This window comes from Streptomyces sp. CA-142005 (assembly GCF_050942335.1).
In the GTDB taxonomy this organism is placed as follows: domain Bacteria; phylum Actinomycetota; class Actinomycetes; order Streptomycetales; family Streptomycetaceae; genus Streptomyces.
The window spans coordinates 1278174-1296752 of sequence record NZ_CP192078.1 but is presented as its reverse complement, the minus strand read 5'-3'; the positions used below and the strand labels follow the sequence as shown (position 1 = coordinate 1296752).

Sequence of the window (18579 nt, the reverse complement as noted above, 5' to 3'; positions counted from 1 at the left end):
GGAACATCCGCGCGCTTGATGTGCCGGACCAATCGGAACATCCTTGGGCATATGAAGCATGGCGCCGCCGTGGCGATCATCGACGCCCTGGGTACGGTGACCGGGTGGAGCGAGGGCGCGCGGCGGCTCACGGGCCACCCGGCCGAGGACGTCGTGGGCCGGCCCGCGGCCGGGCTGCTCGCCGGGGACCTCCCGGACGACACGCTCGCCGCGCGGGCCGGCACCGTCGCGCTGCGCCACCGTGACGGCCACCGCGTCGACGTGGCCCTCACCGCCTGCCCCGTCACCGGAGCCGACGGCGAGCCCACCGCATTCGTCGTCACCGCCTGCCCGTCCGGGAGCACCCTGGCCGGCGAGGCCTTCGAGCAGGCCTCCATGTCCATGTCGGTGTTCGACCGGGAGCAGCGCTATCTGCGGCTCAACGACACCGCCTGCAAGGTGATGGGCGTCCCCGAGTCCGCGCTCACGGGCCGGTTCTTCCCCGACACCGTGGAGGAAGCCGAATACAACGTGGGCTTCCTGCGCCACCTCCGGGAAGTCGTCGAGACCGGCCGGCCGGTCCGCTACGAGAGCACGGCCGGCGCCCCCGCACTGAACCGGGAACATCCCTGGAGCATCGAGATGTGGCCGCTGCGCGCCGGCTCCGGCGAACTGACCGGGGTCGCCATGGCGGCCTTCGACAGCAGCGAGCAGTACTGGGCCCGGCGCCGCCTGGCCCTGCTGAACGAGGCGTCGACCCGCATCGGCACCACCCTGGACGTGGTGCGCACCGCCGAGGAACTGATCGACGTCCTCGTCCCGGACTACGCCGACTTCGCCAGCGTCGACCTGCTCGACTGGGTGCTCGGCGCGGACGAGCCGCCGATGGTCCCCGGCGGCGGTGTGGTCCTGCACCGCATCGCCCACGGCTCCACCCGCGAGGGCGACCCCGGCGCGGCCGTCCCCGTCGGCGAGACCGACGTCTATGCGCCCGACTCCCCGCCCACCCGCGCCCTGCGCGAGGGCCGGGCCGTGCTCAGCCAGGCCGGCGAGCCCGGGTTCGTCAAGTGGCTGGCCGAGCGCAACGCGCGCTCACCCGAAGGCCGTGCGTACCGGCAGGGCGCCCACTCGCTGATCGCGGTGCCCCTGCGGGCCCGCGGCACCACCCTGGGCGTCGCGGTCTGTGTCCGCATGGCCCACCCCGAGGACTACGGCCCCGACGACGCCGTCTTCGCCGAGGAACTCGGCAGCCGCGCCGCCGTCTGCATCGACAACGCCCGCCGCTTCGCCCGCGAACGCAGCACCGCCCTCGCCCTGCAGCACAGCCTGCTCCCGAGCGGCCTGCCCCGGCAGGCGGCGGTCGAGGTGGCCCACCGGTATCTGCCGTGCGGATCGCTGGCCGGCATCGGCGGCGACTGGTTCGACGTCATCCCGCTCTCCGGCGGCCGGGTCGGCCTGGTCGTGGGCGACGTGGTCGGCCACGGCATCACGTCCTCGGCCACCATGGGCCGGCTGCGGACGGCCGTCCGCACCCTCGCCGACGTCGACCTGCCGCCCGACGAACTCCTCACCCACCTCGACGACCTGGTCACCCACCTCGCCGCCGAGGACAGCCGCGAGGAGATCGCCGAACTCGGCGCCACCTGCCTGTACGCCGTGTACGACCCCGTCTCCCGGCGGCTCGGCCTGGCCGCCGCCGGCCACCCGGCGCCGGCCGTCGTCCTGCCGGGCGGCACCGCCCAGACCATCCCCATGAGCGCCGGACCGCCCCTCGGCGTCGGCGGGCTGCCGTTCGAGGCGACGGAGCTGGAACTGCCCGAGGGCTCCGTCGTCGCGCTCTACACCGACGGCCTGGTCGAGGACCGCGACCGGGACGTCGACGGAGCCACCGAGGAGCTGCGCCGGGCCCTCAGCGTACGCACCGGCTCCCTGGAGACGCTGTGCGACGACGTCCTCAAGGCCGTCCTGCCCGACCAGCCCGGCGACGACGTCGCCCTGCTGCTGGTGCGCACCCGCGCCCTCGGCGCCGACCGGGTCGCCACCTGGGACGTCCCGCCCGACCCCGCCCAGGTCGCCGTCCTGCGGCAGGCCGCCGGCGAACGGCTCGCCGCCTGGGGACTGGACGAGGCCGCCTTCGTCACCGAACTCGTCGTCAGCGAACTCGTCACCAACGCCATCCGCTACGGCGAACCGCCCATCCAGCTCCGGCTGATCCGCGACCGCGCGCTCATCTGCGAGGTGTCCGACGCCAGTTCCACCTCACCGCACCTGCGCCGGGCGCACGCCTACGACGAGGGCGGCCGCGGACTGCTGCTGGTCGCGCAGCTCACCCAGCGCTGGGGCAGCCGGCAGACGGGCCGGGGCAAGACGATCTGGGCCGAGCAGGCGCTGCCCTTCACCTGACCGTCCGCCCCGGCACCGATCACTGGAACGGGCAGCCCGGGTTCGGCGCGTCCTCCGAGAAGGGGGCGCCGTGCGGCAGCACGTACAGCACATCGAGCACGAGCGGGGTGTCGCCGAGGTTCCGCCCGATGTGGACATGGTCCGCACCGGCCGGCTCCTGGATCGTCGCACCCCTGCGGTACACGCCGTCCGAGGCGCAGCCGGAGTCGAAGTGGCTGAGGGTGCCCTGCTTCACCACGCCGTACAGCGGGCCGTCGTGGTAGTGCCAGCCGGTGCTCTGACCGGGCGGGACGGTGATCTCCCGCAGGGTGTAGTCGGTGCCGCCGATGGTGGTCTGACTGATGATCCGGGCCGTCACACCCGGCCCCGGCGGGGTCGCCTGCGCGGTGCCGCAGGTCAGAACGGTGGCGACGGTCAGCGCGCCGGTGACGGCGGCACGGAGGGCGGTACGCATGCGGGACCCTTTCGGGAGGCGAGCGGGGTGTCGCCGTGAACATAAGGGCACCGCAGGCGGGTTGGGGGCGGAACCCGGTGATCCGTATGCGTACGTGACCGCGGGTGTCAGGCCGCGGCGCGCTCGCGGACCACGTCCCGTGGCCGTTTGTCCTCGCGCAGCCCCAGGAAGCGGGGATGCCGCAGCATCCCGTCCCGGGTCCACTCGGTGAAGGCGATCTGCGCGACCAGCTCCGGCCGCACCCAGCGGGCGCGGGCCTCGCGGACGGCACCGCTGAAGGGCGAGGCGTCCCGGCGCAGCCCGTCCAGCCGCCCGCGCAGATCCAGCAGGGTGCGCCGGTCGAAGCCGGTGCCGACCTTCCCGGCGTACCGCAGCCGGTCACCGTCGTAGAAGCCGAGCAGCAGCGCCCCCAACCCGACGCGGCTGCCCGCCGGTTCGGTGAAGCCGCCGACCACGAACTCCTGCCCCTGCGCGCACTTGAGCTTCAGCCAGTCCGGGGACCGGCGCGTCCGGTACGGTCCCTCGGCCCGCTTGGCGATCAGCCCCTCCCAGCCCCGGCCGCAGGCATCGGCCAGCAACTCGGCACCTCCCGCGTTGCGATGCGGGGTCAGCCGCAGCGGGGCGCGAAAGGACAGCGCCCGCCGCAGCAGCGACTTGCGGACGCGCAAGGGGAGTTGCCGGGTGTCGGCGCCCTCCAGGCGCAGCAGGTCGAAGAGGTAGTAGGTCACCGCGACCCCGGACGCCTCGATGTCCCGGCGCCGGGTCAGCCCCATCCTCCGCTGCAGCCGCGCGAAGTCGGTACGGCCGCCGCTGAACGCGACGACCTCGCCGTCCACCGTGAAGTCGGTGCACTCCTGCGCTTCTAGCGCCTCGACGATCTCGGGATAGGTGTCGTTCAGCCGCTGACCCGTGCGTGACAGCAGCCGTACCCGGCCGTCCTCGCGCACCGCCAGCAGCCGGACACCGTCCAGCTTCCGCTCGAACAGCCAGCCCTCGCCGAAGTCGCGCCGGTCGCTGAGCGTGGCCAGCATCGGGGCCGCCGCGAGTTCCGCGCCCGGCCCGGCCGGGCGCAGCAGCTCCCGCCGCTCGGCCGGCAGCGCCTCCAGCAGCCCCGGCACCGCCCCTCACTCCTCGCCGTCGGCCGCGACCTGCGCGAGGGTGCGTCCGCTGCGCACCGAGCGGGCCCGCCGGGGATCGGGGGTGCCGTGCCCGGCAGACCGCGCCGGCCCCTTGCGCACCAGCAGCCAGGCCTCCTGTTCACCCTGCTCTCCCCGGAAGCGGGTCAGGGCGTACTCGCCGCGCAGTTTGCTGCCGTGCAGCCGGAAGGTGGCGTGCCCGCGCTCCAGCGACTCCGCGAAGTCCACCGGGCGCCCCTTGCGGTCGTGGCTGAGCGGCTCGTACGTGCCGTTGTCCCAGACGATCACGGTCCCGCCGCCGTACTCGCCCTTCGGGATCACTCCCTCGAACTCCTCGTACTCCAGCGGATGGTCCTCGGTGGGCACGGCCATCCGCTTGTCCCCGGGATCCGTGGACGGGCCCTTCGGGATCGACCACGACTTCAGGACGTCGTCGACCTGGAGCCGGAAGTCGAAGTGCATCCGGCTCGCGTCGTGGATCTGCACCACGAAATGCGGCTCGGCACCCCCGGCCCGGGGTTCCTGCCCCGACGGCTCGCGGGTCCGCTCGAAGTCGCGCTTGCCGCGGTACGTCCGCAGCCGGTCCTCCGCTGCCACCTGCGGCTCCTTCCGTACGTCCGCCCCACGGCCCCCGGGTACCCCGCGGCGCGCCGTTCAGCCCGCGATGCCGTCCAGCTCGGCGACCGCGTCGTCCGGCAGCACCAGGGACGCGGCGGCGATGTTCTCCCGCAGGTGCTCGGGCGAGGAGGTCCCGGGGATCAGCGCGATGTTCGGCGACCGGCGCAGCAGCCAGGCCAGCGCCACCTGCTGCGGCGAGGACCCCAGCCGGGCGGCGACCTTCGCCAGGGTCTCGGACTGCAGCGGGCTGAAGCCACCGAGCGGGAAGTACGGCACGAAGGCGATGTTCCCGGCCGCCGTGCGCTCCACCAGGGCGTCGTCCTGCCGGTTGGCCAGGTTGTACAGGTTCTGCAGGGTCACCACGGGCGCGATCGCCAGCGCCTCGTCCAGCTGCGCCGCGGTCACCGTGCTCAGCCCCAGGTGCCGGATCAGCCCCCGCTCCCGCAGCTCGGCCAGCGCGCCGAACTGCTCGGCCAGGGAGTCGTCGTTCGGGGCGTCCACGTCGCCCACCCGCAGATTGACGACGTCCAGCGACTCCACGCCCAGGCTCCGCAGGTTGTCGTACACCTGCGCCTTGAGGTCCTCCGGGTGCCGGGACAGCATCCAGCTGCCGTCGGCCCCCCGGCGGGCACCGACCTTGGTGACGATGTGCAGTTCCTCGGGGTAGGGGTGCAGCGCCTCCCGGATGAGCTCGTTGACGACCACGGGCCCGTAGAAGTCGGCGGTGTCGATGTGCGTGATGCCCGCCTCGACCACCGCACGGAGCACCGCCACCGCCCGGTCACGGTCCTTCGGCGGACCGAAGACGTGCGGCCCGGCCAGCTGCATGGCGCCGTAGCCGACGCGGGTCAGGGTCAGGCCGTCGGCCGGGGTGAGGGTGCCGCCGAGCTGTGCAGTCATGTCGTACCTCTCCAGATGGTGCTCAAGACGTCCTGGCCACCGGTCCCGCCGGCGGCCTCGCTCTCCACTCTGCGCCCCTTCGCGCCCGCCGTTGCAGTACCCCGTCGATCCTGGGAGTGACAGGGCCAGTCACCGTCGGCCTGGCCGCCGTACGGTGGGGCCATGGACCGAACGAACGCGCTCGGCGAGTTCCTGCGCGCCCGCCGGGCGCTGGTGCGGCCCGAGGACGTGGGGCTGCCCGGCGGAGGGCTGCGCCGGGTGCCGGGGCTGCGCCGCGAGGAGGTCGCGATGCTGGCCGGCATCAGCTCCGACTACTACCTGCGGCTGGAACAGGGCCGTGACCGCAATCCCTCCGTGCAGGTCCTCCAGGCCATCGCCGGCGTGCTGCGGCTCGACGCCGACGCCACCTCCCACCTCGTCGGCCTCGCCCAGGACCGGCCCAGCCCCGGCGTACGCTCCGGGCGCCGCACCCAGCGGGTCCCGGCGAGCCTGCTCCAGCTCATCGACGGCTGGCCGCGCAACCCCGCCTACATCCAGAACCGCTACACCGACTGCCTCGCCGCCAACGCCCTCGCCACCGCGCTCACCCCGAACTACCGGCGCGGCGTCAACCTGCTGAGGGCCGTCTTCCTCGACCCGGCCGAGCGCGAACTGCGCCGGGACTGGGAGGACCTCACCGAGGAGGGCGTGGCCGTACTGCGCTCCGAGGCGGGCGCGGACGCGGACGACCCGCGGCTGCGCGACCTGGTCGGCGAGCTGTCCCTGGGCAGCGAACGTTTCCGCACCCTGTGGGCCCGGCACGAGGTGCGGCCCCGCCGCGGCCGGGTGAGCCACCTGACCCACCCGCAGGTCGGCGACCTCGACCTGCAGTCGGAGAAGCTGTCCGTGGACGGCACCGACGGACTCACCCTGGTCGTCTTCCATGCCGAGCCCGGCAGCCGCAGCGCCGAACTGCTGGACATCCTCGGCAGCCTCGCCGCGCCGCCCGGCCACCGCGCCCGGCCGGACGGCGCGCAGGAACGGATCGAGGAGCAGTAGCGGCCCGGTCGGTTCAGAACTCCTCGTGCCTGTCGGGGTCGCCGCCGAGCCTGCGCGGGGAGCGGTGTCCGATGGCCGCGAGCTGGTCGGAGTCCAGCTCGAACCCGAAGACGTCCAGGTTGGCGCGCTGCCGGCCCGGGTCGGCCGACTTCGGGATGGGCAGCGCGCCGACCTGGAGGTGCCAGCGCAGCAGCACCTGCGCCGGGCTCACCCCGTGCGCTTCGGCGACCTCCGCGACCCTGGGGTCGTCCAGCAGGGCGGTGCCCCGGCCCAGCGGGCTCCAGCTCTCGGTGACGATGCCCTTGTCCGCGTGGAAGGCGCGCAGCTCCTCCTGCGGGAACAGTGGGTGCAGCTCGATCTGGTTCACCGACGGCAGCACCCCGGTCTCCTTCTCCAGCCGCGTGATGTGCTCCGGAGTGAAGTTCGAGACGCCGATGGAGCGGACCAGCCCGTCCTCGCGCAGCTTGATTATCGCCTTCCAGGAGTCGGCGTACTTGCCGACCCGGGGATTCGGCCAGTGGATCAGATACAGGTCCACGTACTCCAGGCCGAGCCGCCGCCGGGACTCCTCGAAGGAGGCGAGCGTCTCCTCGTAGCCGTGGTGGCGGCCGGGCAGCTTGGTGGTGACGACCACCTCCTCGCGGGGCACGCCGCTGCCCGCCACGGCCCGCCCGACACCGGTCTCGTTGCGGTAGTTCGTCGCGGTGTCCACCAGCCGGTAGCCCAGGTCGAGCGCGGAGCGTACGGCCTGCTCGGCGGCCGTATCGTCCAGTGGCCAGGTGCCGAGGCCGATGGCCGGGATCGTCGTACCGTCGTTGAGCGTGTGCGCCGGAATGCCGTTCACGATGGGACCTTCCCTCGACTGTGTCGTCCTCCCAGCCTCACGGATAGGGCGAGCGGTGATCAACCGCACGGGTGGGAGAGCGCAGCGGACGGCCCCGGCCAAGGAGGACGCGGCCGTCGCCGAACTCCTCACGGCATCGACCCGGACCGCAGGCCCACCGGCGTCTTCTGCTGCAACGACCGGGTCGGGATCGTCGGAGTTCGCCGTGTGAGGCCCGGGCTGCCAGGATCGATGCGGAGCCGGTTCGGACGAGCATCGGAGCGCGCATGACGACGCACAGGGCCACCGCGGAACAGACGGAGCGGGTCGAGGGCGTGGAGGTGAAGCCGGTCGCCGGGCACATCGGGGCCGAGATCACCGGCGTCGACCTCGCCGGGCCGCTCGACGACACCGTGGTGGCGCTGATCCGGCGGACCGTGCTGCGCTGGAAGGTGGTGTTCTTCCGCGGACAGGACCTGGACCACGCCGGGCACGTCGCCTTCGCCCGCCGCTTCGGTGAGCCGGTCGTACTGCCGCGCCGCGGTCCGCACTCGCCGCCGGACTTCCCGGAGGTCGAGACGACGGCCGACCGGCTGGAACTGGCCGGACGCTACGGCATGGAGCACGACGAGTGGCTGCACCGCCGCCGGCACACCCTGTTGCGCGGCTGGCACTGCGACTACGGGACCCGTGTCGACCCGCCGGCCGCGACCATCCTGCGCGCCGAGACCGTCCCGCCCTACGGCGGCGACACCACCTGGGCCAACCTGGCCGCCGCCTACGCTGGCCTGTCGGCGCCGGTCCGGGCCTTCGTGGACGGTCTGCGCGCCGAGCACCGGCTCGGCGTGGGCTACCAGCCCCGGCCCACAGACGACGCCTACGTCCGTCACCTCCTGGACCACCAGGTCGTCTCCGAGCACCCCCTGGTGCGGGTGCACCCGGAGACGGGGGAGCGGGTGCTGTTCGTCAACGGCTACTACGTGGAGGAGATCGTCGGCCTCTCCCGTCCGGAGAGCGCGGCGATCCTGGAGATGCTGGTGGAGCAGGCGGTCCGCCCCGAGTACACCGTCCGCTTCCGCTGGGAGCCGGGCAGCGTCGCCTTCTGGGACAACCGGGCCACCATCCACCTCGCCCCCGGCGACAGCGCCCACCTGGGCTTTCCCCGGATCATGCACCGGGTGATGCTCGCGGGGGACGTACCGGTGGGGGTGGACGGCAAGCCTTCGGAGGCGGTGGTGGGCACGGAGCCGGGCCGTTGGTGACACCGGCTCGGCGCGGGCAGCCGGGGTGTGCGCCGGGCAGTGCCGGAGGCCGGCGGTCAGGCCGCAGGCCGCCACCCCAGGGCGGGGCCCAGCTTCGTCGCCATGTCCGTCAGGATCTGTACGTAGTCCTCGTGCCCGAAGGTGAACGGCAGCGCGAACGCCACCTCGTCCACCTCCCGGAACGCGGCGTGTGTGCGCAGCCGTTCGGCGATCTCCTCGGAGGTGCCGACCAGGTCCGGGGCGAACAGCAGTCGGCCCGGACCCTGCGGGGAGGCCGTGCGCGGCAGGCGCTGCGCCGCGTACGCCTCGTACTTGGCGCGCTGCTCCGGGCTCGCGGAGTCCGTGGGGATCACCACGAGGCCGTGCGAGACCCGGGCCGCCTCGCCGTCGGGGTGATGGGCGCGGAACTCCCGGACGAGGGCCAGCTGGATCTCGGCGAAGTCCCAGGGCCCCTCGGGGTCCTCCGCCTTGACCACGCTGCTGGTCAGCAAGTTCATGCCGTGCTGGCCCGCCCAGCGCGCCGAGCGGAGGCTGCCGCCGCCGTACCACATCCGCCGGCCGAGTCCGGGGGAGTGCGGCTGGACCACGTCGGAGAAGACCTCGAACCCCTCGACCCCGCTGAAGTCGCTCGCGGGCTTGCCCCGCACCAGGTCCAGCAGCCTCCGCACCCGCTCGTACCCAAAGTCCTCGGCGTCGGCCGTGTCCGGGTACAGGGCGTCCTTGACCTGCTCGAAGTGCATCGGCGGCCCCACGCTGACACCCGGGTTCAGCCGGCCCCCGGACAGGACGTCCACCGTCGCCAGGTCCTCGGCGAGGCGCAGCGGGTTCTCCCAGCCGAGCGGGGTCACCGCGGTGCCCAGCTCGATACGGCGGGTGCGCTGAGAGGCGGCGGCGAGGACGGCGACCGGGGAGGAGATGCCGTACTGCAGATGGCGGTGGCGCAGCCAGGCGCTGTCGAAGCCGAGCCGCTCGCCCAGCTCGATGATCTCCAGCGTGGACTCGTGGCCCCGGCCCGGACGCGCAGGGTCGAACAGGCCGATGGTGAGGAAGCCCAGCTTGCGCAGCGGGCGGGCGGTGGGCGGCACGGGCTCCTCCAGCGGTCGTACGTCGCTTCCCTCCGACGATTCTTGCAGGCGAGTGTGACAACCGTGTGATCAGTACAGCGGGATGACGATCTCGTCCTCGACCGGCGGATGGACTTCCTGGGCCCGGTTGCCGGTCGCGGCGAAGCAGCGCAGCCGGACCGTCTCCGCAGTGACGTCCAGCCGCAGGAAGCTCTTGAAGAACGGCGGGCTGTAGGTGGCCGAGCCGGGCGAGAACAGCTGGGTGTAGACCTTGCGCACGGGCAGCCGGAACCGGGACGTACGGTCCGGGCGGCCACCGGTGCCGAGGAGGCTCGCGACCAGCCGGGTGCGCCGGGTGATCCGGGTGTCGGGGCCGGGCCTCCGGCCCGGCTCGATGCCGAGGCGCTCGGCGACCACCGCCGTCGCCTCGGCCTCGGTCAGGGTGAAGAAGCGGCGCAGCCGCAGCCGGTGGCCGTACAGGCGGCTGTAGAAGGCCAGGGAGTCGCCGCGCAGCGGATAGCAGCGGAAGTCCCGCTCGGTGACACCCGCGACCGAGACGCGCGGGATGGTGTGCGTGGCGTGCATGAACGCCCCGCCGCCGCCCGCGACGACGTACTGGATGGTCCGCCCGTCCACGTCGACCGGGTAGCGCTGGTAGTTGTGGATGTCGCCGCCGATCGCGGCCACATAGCGGTGCTCCGGGTCCCGGACGATGTCGTCCACCGTCCCGCCGCCCTCGATCGCGCACGGGTGGTGCTCGCCGTCGACGTACAGCGGCGACCCGGTGACGAGGATCTTCGGCCGCGGTCCCCGGGACACCTCGCGCAGCCAGGCGCCCTGTTCGGCGTCGATCGTGCCGAGCAGACCGGTGTCGATGCCGACGATCCGCAGCGGGCCCGCGTCGATCGCCCAGTACGGCCCCGGCTGGACGGCCTGCCGGCCGGGTGCCGCCCGCAGGCTCCGTGCGGCGGCGAGCCGTTGCTCGTCGGCCGGCCGGGGCCGGTGCCACAGCAGGTGCCGCCACCAGCCGCGGCTGAACGGGCGCGGCCGGGGCTCGGGTTCGAGCGGTGGGGTGTCGGCGCAGAAGACGCGCATGAACGCGCCCAGGTCCTCGTACCAGTCGTGGTTGCCGGGTATCGCGTAGATCGGCGCCGGATAGTCCTGGTAGGGCCGGAAGAACTTGCTGCCGTAGTCGTCCGCTCCGCCGACCGGATAGATCACATCGCTCGCGATCACCGCGAAGTCCGTACCCTGACTGGCCTTCAGGAACCCTGGCACGACGGCGTATTGCGAGTCGTCCCCCTCGCCGGTGTCCCCGATGACCATGAAGGAGAACCGGTCCGCGGTCTCCCGCTGGATCACCTTGTCCGCGGGCGCCCCGGCCGCCGTCCGGCGGGCCACCCAGCGGCTGCGGGTACGGCCGGTCGGGTCGCCGAACCAGGACGCCAGCACGCCGTTGCGGGCGGCCCACAAAGTCCGTGGACTCAGCCACGACAGCTTCTCGACGTGGTCCGGCATCAGCTGCTTGTAGGTGCCGGGCTCGGCCGAGCCCCAGCCGGCACCCTGTGCGGTATCGCGTGAGGAGTCAGACACGCGGTGCACGGTAACAACGAACCGGCCGACGGCGGTTGGCGGGACCCGGCGTACATGAGCGCCGCACAGGTCGTTCACCACCGGCCCCCGAACAGCCGGGGCGCCTCGGGTGCGCCGGTACGCTGGGGAGCCGCTGCGGAAGGGAGCAGGCCATGGAACTCGCCTTCGCCGGACGGGTCGTGGAGTGGCGGGGTCCGGCGCCGTACTACTTCGTCGCCGTGCCGGACGCGGAGTGCGCGGACATCCGCGACGTGGCCGCGCTGGCCAGTTACGGCTGGGGCGTGATCCCGGTCGAGGCCAGAATCGGCGGCACGGACTTCACCACGTCCCTCTTCCCCAAGGACGGCGGGTATCTGCTGCCGCTCAAGAGCGCCGTGCGCCGGCCGGAGGGGCTCGCGGCGGGTGACGAGGTCAGCGTCGCGATGACCGTACGTCTGTAGGCCTTCGGCGAACCCCTGACGCGTGACCTGACGGCCCGTCGCTACTCGTAGCTTCGTGGGGTGTCGAGTCGGAGAGCGGTGGATCGCCATGATCACGATCCTGGCACGGCTCCGCGCGCGAAGCCGTGCCCCGCAGTCCCCTTCGGTCTCAGCCCGGGTCGTACGGCGGCGTCCGGTTCCAGACAGCGTCGAACCGACCGACGATCCGCCGGAGTTCGCGTGCGCTTCGGGGTGACATCGCCCGCATCACGGTGTCGAGGAGAGCGCGGGCTTCGAGGGGGTCGGGTTCGCAGCAGTACCAGTACGGGTTGCCCCACTCGTAGTCCCGCCACAGTTCACGCTCGGGGCGGTGCACGTAGTCCCGCCACAGGCGCAGGGCCGCGCCGACGTCTCCTGGCTGGAGATAGTTGCGGGTGTGTTCGAGGCGGCGGATCTCGAACAGCGCGCGGGACGGCAGGCCGTCGATGTCCGTTCTCGCGTTTCGTGTCCGGTGGTGGCGAAGGCCTCCCCGGAGCTGTCCCGGCCGTCTACGCGGCACAGGCCTTTCGGTTGGTCGTCATGGCGTCCATGGTGCCACGCTCACGAACGGGGGAGAACCGTTCGGGATCACGGACCTGATCATCCCGCAGGTGATCCACCGGCGAGCACGCTGCCCGCGTAACTGAACCCGCACGACGCCCCTCTCACTCGTCCGGAGTGGTCCGGAGCCGGCAGGACGCTATCTCGGGACCGCAGTTCGAGCCAAGCCGAAAATCGAATATGTGTACGAGAGTGGGTCTGGGGGAAGACACCGGAACGTGCGCCCCGATCTCCTCCCCGCCCAACTCGTCCGCACGGCCCGCTTCACCCGCGGTGTCCCAGGCCGGTTCACCGTGACCGCGGACGGCGGGACCGTGCTGTATCTGCGGGGTCGTACGGGGGACGACCCCGCTGCCTGTCTGTGGCGGCTCGAACTCGACTCGGGTGCGGAGCGGTTGCTGGCGGATCCGGTGCGCCTGCTCGGTACCGGGCTCAGGCCGCGCGGGATCGAGGGGTATGCCACCGCAGAGGCCACCGGGACCGTCGTCTTCCCGCTGGGCGGCGGGCTGTGGACCGTGCCGATCGGCGGCGGCGAACCCCGGGCGGCTGCCGGCCGCTCGCCCCGCCGCCGATCCGCGACCCGATCCCACCGGTCGTCGTATCGCCTACCTCTGCCGCGGTGCGCTCCGCGTCATCGGAGCGGACGGGAGGGGGGACCGTCCGATCGCCCAACCCGATGCGGCGGAAGTGGAGTTCGGGGTCGCGGCGCACACCGCCGCCACGCTTCCCGACGGTCCGCGCGGACACTGGTGGGCGCCCGACGGCACCACCCTGCTGTGCGCCCGGACCGATCTCCGGCGCGTACGGCGCTGGTTCAGCACCGACCCGGCCACCCCGGACAGCCCGCCGACGGTCCACCACCACGCCTTCGCCGGCACGCCGAGCCCCGACGTCACCCTCTGGCTGGCCCCGGTCGAGCCCAACGGTCCGCTCATTCCGGTCCGCTGGGACCGTGACGCCTTCGAGTACGTCGTCGGCGCCGGCTGGGACGCGCACGGTCCCTTCGCGGTCGTGCAGTCCCGTGACCAGCGCACCGTCCGGCTGCTCGGCATCGACCCGGCGGACGGCCGCACCACGGTCCTGCACGAGCAACGGGACGCCCGCTGGGCGGAATTGGTGCCGGGGCTGCCGGCCCGCACCGCCTCCGGTGTCGTCCTCGCCCACGCGGACCTGCGGGGCACCCGGCACCTCACGGCCGACGGCGAACCGGTCACACCGCCGGGCCGTCAGGTGCGGGCCGTCCTCGCCGTCGACGGGGACGAGGTGCTGTTCACGGCGTCCGACGAGTCCACGGAGGTCGATCTGTGGTCCTGGCGGCCGGGGACCGAACCGCGCCGGCGCAGCACCGGTCCGGGGCTGCACGGGGGAGTGCTGCGCGGCGGCGCCCTCGTCGTGACCAGAGGCGACACCACGGGCCCGGCCCCGGCCGCCGAGGTGCTGCGCGCCGGGCGGAGGGCCGTGTCCGTCCCGTCGTACGCGGAGTCATCCGTGCTCGGCGTGCGCAGGACCATGCTGCGGCTCGGCCCGCGGGAGTTGCGGGCCGCCCTGTACCTGCCCTCCTGGCACCGGCCGGCCCAGGACGGCCCGCTTCCGGTGCTGCTCGACCCCTATGGCGGCGCGGGCGGGCAGCGGGTCACCGCGGCCCACGACTGGAAGACGCTGGTGTCGCAGTGGTTCGCCGAGCAGGGCTTCGCGGTGCTCGTGACCGACGGCCGGGGCACCCCGGGGCGCGGGCCGGACTGGGAACGCGAGGTGTACGGCGATCTGTTCGGGCCCGCGCTCGACGACCAGGTGAGCGCGCTGCGGGCGGCCGCCCGCGCGCACCCCGTGCTCGACCTGCGCAGGGTCGGCATCCGCGGCTGGTCCTTCGGCGGCTCGCTCGCCGTGCTCGCCGTGCTGCGCCGCCCGGACGTCTTCCGCGCCGCCGTGGCCGGCGCCGGCGTGACCGACCAGCGGCTCTACGACGCCCACTGGCGCGAGCGGTTCCTCGGTCATCCGGAGGCCTACCCCGAGCGGTACGAGGCCAACTCCCTGCTCCGCGAGGCGCCCCGGCTCATCCGTCCCCTGCTGCTCGTGCACGGCCTCGCGGATCCCAAGGTCCCGCCCACCCACACCCTCCGCCTGTCCGACGCGCTGCTCGCCGCGGGCCGGCCGCACGAGGTCCTGCTCCTGCCCGGCGCGGGGCACCAGCCCGTCGGCACCGACGTCACGCACGACCTGCTGCGGCACCAGGCGCGTTTCCTGCGGCGCCACTTGGCGGCGGCGCCGCCCGATCCCGGACCTCTCCGCTCACCGGAAGCCCTGTAGGCGGACCGCCGTACGACCCCGCGTGAGCAGTCGCGGTCGGCCGACCCGCGCCCACCGGCATAGGGAAAACCCTCGAATGACCTCCCGATGACTGACATGCGCGGGACAAGCTGGAATCCTTCCCCCACGCACTGCACATCCCCGGTGTGTTCAAGGATCACGGTCCCGCACAGCTCAGCTCGCCCGGGCAGCAGACCCGTCTGCCCGTCTGTCACCGGTCGCGACCCGGCGGCCGCAGCAGGAGGAGTACGAGTGAGACCCCACAGACGCCTTCCCCACAAGCGTGCCACGGTCGGAGCCGCCCTGGTCTCCACCGCGACGTTGCTCACCCTCGGCATGCAGGCCACCCCGGCCCTCGCCAAGCCTGCCGCTCCCCACCCCAGCCCGCTGCGCACCGGCGGCCTGGAGGCCAAGCTCAGCCCGGCCCAGCACCAGGCACTGATCAAGAGCGCCCAGCAGCGGATCGCCGCGACCGCCCGCACCCTGGGGCTCGGCGCGAAGGAGAAGCTGGTCGTCAAGGACGTCGTCAAGGACAACGACGGCACCGTGCACACCCGGTACGAGCGCACCTACGCCGGCCTGCCCGTCCTCGGCGGCGACCTCGTCGTGCACACCCCGCCCGCCTCCCTGGCCGCGGGCACCGTGAGCACCACCTACAACAACAAGCACAGGATCAAGGTCGCCTCCACCACCGCGACCCTCACCAAGTCGGCCGCCGAGTCCAAGGCGCTGAAGGCCGCCAAGTCCCTCGCCAAGAAGCCCACCACGGACAGCGCCCGCAAGGTGATCTGGGCCGGAACCGGCACCCCGAGGCTCGCCTGGGAGACGGTGATCGGCGGCTTCCAGGACGACGGCACGCCCAGCAAGCTGCACGTCATCACCGACGCCACCACCGGCAAGGAACTGCACCGGTACCAGGCGATCGAGACCGGCGTCGGCAACACCCGGTACAGCGGGCAGGTCACGCTGACCACGACCCAGTCGGGTTCGACGTACACCCTGAACGACCAGACGCGCGGCGGTCACAAGACCTACAACCTGAACCACGGCACCTCGGGCACCGGCACCCTGTTCTCGCAGAGCAGCGACACCTGGGGCGACGGCACCAACTCCAACGCCGCCACCGCGGGCGCCGACGCGCACTACGGCGCGCAGGAGACCTGGGACTTCTACAAGAACACCTTCGGCCGCAGCGGCATCCGCAACGACGGCGTCGCCGCCTACAGCCGCGTCCACTACAGCAGCAACTACGTCAACGCCTTCTGGGACGACAGCTGCTTCTGCATGACCTACGGCGACGGCTCCGCCAACAACGACCCGCTGACCTCGCTGGACGTGGCCGGCCACGAGATGAGCCACGGCGTCACCTCCAACACCGCGGGCCTGGAGTACAGCGGGGAGTCCGGCGGCCTGAACGAGGCCACCAGCGATATCTTCGGCACCGGGGTGGAGTTCTACGCCAACAACAGCTCCGACGTCGGTGACTACCTCATCGGCGAGAAGATCAACATCAACGGCGACGGCACCCCGCTGCGCTACATGGACAAGCCGAGCAAGGACGGCGGCTCGGCGGACAGTTGGTACTCCAGCGTCGGCAACCTCGACGTGCACTACTCCTCCGGCCCGGCGAACCACATGTTCTACCTGCTGTCCGAGGGCAGCGGCACCAAGGTCATCAACGGTGTGACCTACAACAGCCCGACGTCCGACGGCGTCGCCGTCACCGGCATCGGCCGGGCCGCCGCGCTGCAGATCTGGTACAAGGCGCTGACGACGTACATGACGTCGAGCACCAACTACGCGGGCGCCCGCACCGCGGCCCTGAACGCGGCCACTGCGCTGTACGGCGCCAACTCCACCCAGTACGCCGGAGTCGCCAACGCCTTCGCCGGCATCAACGTCGGCAGCCATGTCACCCCGCCCGGCAACGGGGTGACGGTCACCAACCCGGGCAGCCAGTCCTCCACCGTCGGTACCGCCGTCAGCCTCCAGGTCCAGGCGAGCAGCACCAACAGCGGAGCTCTGACCTACAGCGCCTCCGGCCTGCCCACGGGCCTGTCGATCAACAGCTCCACCGGACTGATCACTGGTACGCCCAGCACGGCGGGCACCTACAACACCACGGTGACGGTGACCGACTCCACCGGCGCCACCGGCACCGCGACGTTCACCTGGACGGTCAGCACCAGCGGCGGCGGCTGCACCTCGGCCCAGCTGCTGAGCAACCCCGGCTTCGAGTCAGGAAGCTCCGGCTGGAGCGCCACGAGCGGCGTCATCACCAACGACACCGGTGAGGCGGCCCACAGCGGCTCGTACAAGGCCTGGCTCGACGGCTACGGCACCACGCACACCGACACCCTGTCCCAGTCGGTGACGATCCCCGCGGGCTGCAAGGCGACGCTGACCTTCTACCTGCACATCGACACCGCGGAGACCACCACCAGCACCCAGTACGACAAGCTGACGGTGACCGCCGGTTCGAAGACCCTCGCGACCTACTCGAACCTCAACAAGGCCTCCGGCTACAGCCAGAAGACCTTCGACCTGTCCTCGCTGGCGGGCCAGACGGTCACCCTGAAGTTCAACGGCGTGGAGGACTCCTCGCTGCAGACCAGCTTCGTCGTGGACGACACCGCCCTGACGACCGGCTGAGTCACTCCGTTCCGCGCGGCCCCGCACCCGAGTGGTGCGGGGCCGTGGCATGTCAGCTCAGCGGATCCAGCGTCAGATACGCCTGCTGCGGATCGCCGTCGTGGACCAGGGACTCCTGGTTGCCGACGTCGTCGAAGGCGAACGCGTAGGCCTTGCCGTCGGCCATCTGCGCATGGACCGCACGCGCGTACTGGTTCGTCACCGCGTCCTGGTAGAAGGCGGCCGCCGAGGTGTCCGGCTGGTTCGGGTTGACCAGGAGAGTCGAGCGATTGAAACCGGCGCACAGCGTACGGGAGATGGGGCCCCGCACAGTGTCGTTGGGCGCGTCGAGCAGCTTGTGGCAGCCGAAGACACTGTCCGCGTCCGGCTTCTGGAAGCTGGTGACGACAGCGCCCGAGGCGTTGGTGAAGTTCATGACGTTGCCCGAGACCCGGCCGTAGTACTTGGTGTTCGGCTGGTCGGCGAACGGCGTGACGGTCAGCGTCGACGTCGTGTACTTCTGCCAGACCCGGTTGACGTAGTCGTCCATGACGCTCGCCGGCAGGGCGCCGGTCTCCACGCCGTACAGCGGGGACAGGGCGCGCAGCACCGTGCCGTCGGAGCGGGTCTGGATCAGTCCGGCCCAGCCGTCCGACCGGCCGCGCAGCGCGTTGAAGAAGCCGTTGTAACCACCGGACTTCAGGTGCCCGGTATTGCTCACGCTGCCGTCGGAGCGCTGCGCGCCGACCGCGTACGGCGCCGAGAACATGTCCACCTGGGTGCTGTTCAGCCACAGCCCCGAGTCGTTGAGGGTGTACTCGGACCAGTTGAACAGGATGTTCCGGTTGGGGTCGGAGGGGTTCTGCACGGCCGGTTGCACCAGGCCGCCGGTGGTCAGCCGGAAGTCGAGCTTCTGGCCGTAGGAGAAGTAGATCCGGCCGGAGAACTTCGGTATCCGGATGGTCTTCGACTGTCCGGGGGCCGGGCCGGCGATCGCCGCGTCCGGGGCGGGCGTCGGCGGGTTGCCGCCCGCCGGCCAGGCGTGGAAGCCCCCGTTCGCGTCGGCCCAGCCCTGCTGCCCGGAGGACAGCTGGGTGCCGAGGTCGTAGACGTAGACCGGTTCGGAGCGGCCCGAGTTGTTGGTGATCTTCAGCGGGATGGTGTCCGGTACGGCGGCACCGGCGTGGTCCGGGGCGCCGAGGACGAGCACTCCGCCGACCAGGGCCGCGGCGGCGGCCAGGGGCAGTGCGGGCCGGGTGAGTTGATGTGGCACTCTCTTGCCTCCGTGTGGGGTCGGGGTCGTACGGATATTGGTCCGTACCTGTTTGAGAGCGCTCTCAGACTCGTACCGA

At 72.2% G+C, this 18579-nt stretch carries 15 protein-coding genes; 6 read left to right on the top strand and 9 right to left on the bottom strand.

The features are described 5' to 3' along the window. Nucleotides 1-51: 51 nt before the first annotated feature. Nucleotides 52-2382 carry a SpoIIE family protein phosphatase gene (locus ACQPXS_RS06380; RefSeq protein WP_433447781.1) on the top strand — a complete coding sequence of 777 codons (2331 nt, stop codon included), beginning with the start codon at nucleotides 52-54 and terminating at the stop codon, nucleotides 2380-2382. A gap of 19 nt (nucleotides 2383-2401) precedes the next feature. Here ACQPXS_RS06380 and ACQPXS_RS06375 read toward each other — a convergent pair whose 3' ends face one another. From ACQPXS_RS06375 to ACQPXS_RS06360, 4 genes are all read right to left on the bottom strand, one after another. Next, the gene (locus tag ACQPXS_RS06375) at nucleotides 2402-2836 is read right to left on the bottom strand and encodes a cupin domain-containing protein (protein ID WP_351801815.1); all 435 of its coding nucleotides are present in this window, start codon (nucleotides 2834-2836) and stop codon (nucleotides 2402-2404) included. A 107-nt stretch (nucleotides 2837-2943) separates the two neighbouring features. After that, nucleotides 2944-3954, bottom strand: coding sequence for a non-homologous end-joining DNA ligase (ligD, locus tag ACQPXS_RS06370; protein ID WP_351801813.1), 1011 nt, complete (start codon nucleotides 3952-3954; stop codon nucleotides 2944-2946). A 6-nt stretch (nucleotides 3955-3960) separates the two neighbouring features. Next, on the bottom strand, nucleotides 3961-4569 hold the full coding sequence (locus ACQPXS_RS06365; RefSeq protein ID WP_433447778.1) for a DNA polymerase ligase N-terminal domain-containing protein: 609 nt from the start codon (nucleotides 4567-4569) through the stop codon (nucleotides 3961-3963). A gap of 57 nt (nucleotides 4570-4626) precedes the next feature. Further along, complete coding sequence (locus ACQPXS_RS06360; protein ID WP_433447776.1) at nucleotides 4627-5490, bottom strand: oxidoreductase; 864 nt, start codon at nucleotides 5488-5490, stop codon at nucleotides 4627-4629. Nucleotides 5491-5652: 162 nt separating this feature from the next. Here ACQPXS_RS06360 and ACQPXS_RS06355 point away from each other — a divergent pair, with 162 nt between their 5' ends. Beyond that, nucleotides 5653-6528 carry a helix-turn-helix domain-containing protein gene (locus tag ACQPXS_RS06355; protein WP_433447774.1) on the top strand — a complete coding sequence of 292 codons (876 nt, stop codon included), beginning with the start codon at nucleotides 5653-5655 and terminating at the stop codon, nucleotides 6526-6528. Nucleotides 6529-6541: 13 nt separating this feature from the next. Here ACQPXS_RS06355 and ACQPXS_RS06350 read toward each other — a convergent pair whose 3' ends face one another. Then, a complete protein-coding gene (locus ACQPXS_RS06350; RefSeq protein ID WP_433447772.1) occupies nucleotides 6542-7372 on the bottom strand; it encodes an aldo/keto reductase in 831 nt (276 codons plus the stop codon). A gap of 266 nt (nucleotides 7373-7638) precedes the next feature. Here ACQPXS_RS06350 and ACQPXS_RS06345 point away from each other — a divergent pair, with 266 nt between their 5' ends. Further along, nucleotides 7639-8613 (top strand): TauD/TfdA dioxygenase family protein, encoded by a 975-nt coding sequence (locus tag ACQPXS_RS06345; RefSeq protein WP_433447770.1) that lies wholly within the window; start codon nucleotides 7639-7641, stop codon nucleotides 8611-8613. A gap of 56 nt (nucleotides 8614-8669) precedes the next feature. Here ACQPXS_RS06345 and ACQPXS_RS06340 read toward each other — a convergent pair whose 3' ends face one another. Both ACQPXS_RS06340 and ACQPXS_RS06335 read right to left on the bottom strand, forming a co-directional pair. Continuing rightward, nucleotides 8670-9698 (bottom strand): LLM class flavin-dependent oxidoreductase, encoded by a 1029-nt coding sequence (locus ACQPXS_RS06340; protein ID WP_433447768.1) that lies wholly within the window; start codon nucleotides 9696-9698, stop codon nucleotides 8670-8672. Between the two features lie 69 nt (nucleotides 9699-9767). Further along, the gene (locus ACQPXS_RS06335; RefSeq protein WP_433447766.1) at nucleotides 9768-11270 is read right to left on the bottom strand and encodes a metallophosphoesterase family protein; all 1503 of its coding nucleotides are present in this window, start codon (nucleotides 11268-11270) and stop codon (nucleotides 9768-9770) included. A gap of 152 nt (nucleotides 11271-11422) precedes the next feature. On the opposite strand from ACQPXS_RS06335, the gene ACQPXS_RS06330 reads away from it, so the two are divergent. Continuing rightward, nucleotides 11423-11710 carry a DUF1905 domain-containing protein gene (locus ACQPXS_RS06330; protein ID WP_356306898.1) on the top strand — a complete coding sequence of 96 codons (288 nt, stop codon included), beginning with the start codon at nucleotides 11423-11425 and terminating at the stop codon, nucleotides 11708-11710. A 148-nt stretch (nucleotides 11711-11858) separates the two neighbouring features. Here ACQPXS_RS06330 and ACQPXS_RS06325 read toward each other — a convergent pair whose 3' ends face one another. Continuing rightward, nucleotides 11859-12248, bottom strand: coding sequence for a hypothetical protein (locus tag ACQPXS_RS06325; RefSeq protein ID WP_433447764.1), 390 nt, complete (start codon nucleotides 12246-12248; stop codon nucleotides 11859-11861). Between the two features lie 728 nt (nucleotides 12249-12976). On the opposite strand from ACQPXS_RS06325, the gene ACQPXS_RS06320 reads away from it, so the two are divergent. Both ACQPXS_RS06320 and ACQPXS_RS06315 read left to right on the top strand, forming a co-directional pair. After that, nucleotides 12977-14596 carry a prolyl oligopeptidase family serine peptidase gene (locus tag ACQPXS_RS06320; RefSeq protein WP_433447762.1) on the top strand — a complete coding sequence of 540 codons (1620 nt, stop codon included), beginning with the start codon at nucleotides 12977-12979 and terminating at the stop codon, nucleotides 14594-14596. Nucleotides 14597-14848: 252 nt separating this feature from the next. Then, on the top strand, nucleotides 14849-17248 hold the full coding sequence (locus tag ACQPXS_RS06315) for a M4 family metallopeptidase (protein WP_433447760.1): 2400 nt from the start codon (nucleotides 14849-14851) through the stop codon (nucleotides 17246-17248). Between the two features lie 52 nt (nucleotides 17249-17300). Here ACQPXS_RS06315 and ACQPXS_RS06310 read toward each other — a convergent pair whose 3' ends face one another. After that, the gene (locus ACQPXS_RS06310) at nucleotides 17301-18473 is read right to left on the bottom strand and encodes a glycoside hydrolase family 64 protein (protein ID WP_433455729.1); all 1173 of its coding nucleotides are present in this window, start codon (nucleotides 18471-18473) and stop codon (nucleotides 17301-17303) included. Nucleotides 18474-18579: the final 106 nt, after the last annotated feature.

Bases quoted from the DNA above. Each gene is read 5' to 3' on its own strand.
- ACQPXS_RS06360 (WP_433447776.1), bottom strand. From the start codon at position 5,490: ATGACTGCACAGCTCGGCGGCACCCTCACCCCGGCCGACGGCCTGACC.
- ACQPXS_RS06380 (WP_433447781.1), top strand. From the start codon at position 52: ATGAAGCATGGCGCCGCCGTGGCGATCATCGACGCCCTGGGTACGGTG.
- ACQPXS_RS06375 (WP_351801815.1), bottom strand. From the start codon at position 2,836: ATGCGTACCGCCCTCCGTGCCGCCGTCACCGGCGCGCTGACCGTCGCC.
- ACQPXS_RS06330 (WP_356306898.1), top strand. From the start codon at position 11,423: ATGGAACTCGCCTTCGCCGGACGGGTCGTGGAGTGGCGGGGTCCGGCG.
- ACQPXS_RS06345 (WP_433447770.1), top strand. From the start codon at position 7,639: ATGACGACGCACAGGGCCACCGCGGAACAGACGGAGCGGGTCGAGGGC.
- ACQPXS_RS06355 (WP_433447774.1), top strand. From the start codon at position 5,653: ATGGACCGAACGAACGCGCTCGGCGAGTTCCTGCGCGCCCGCCGGGCG.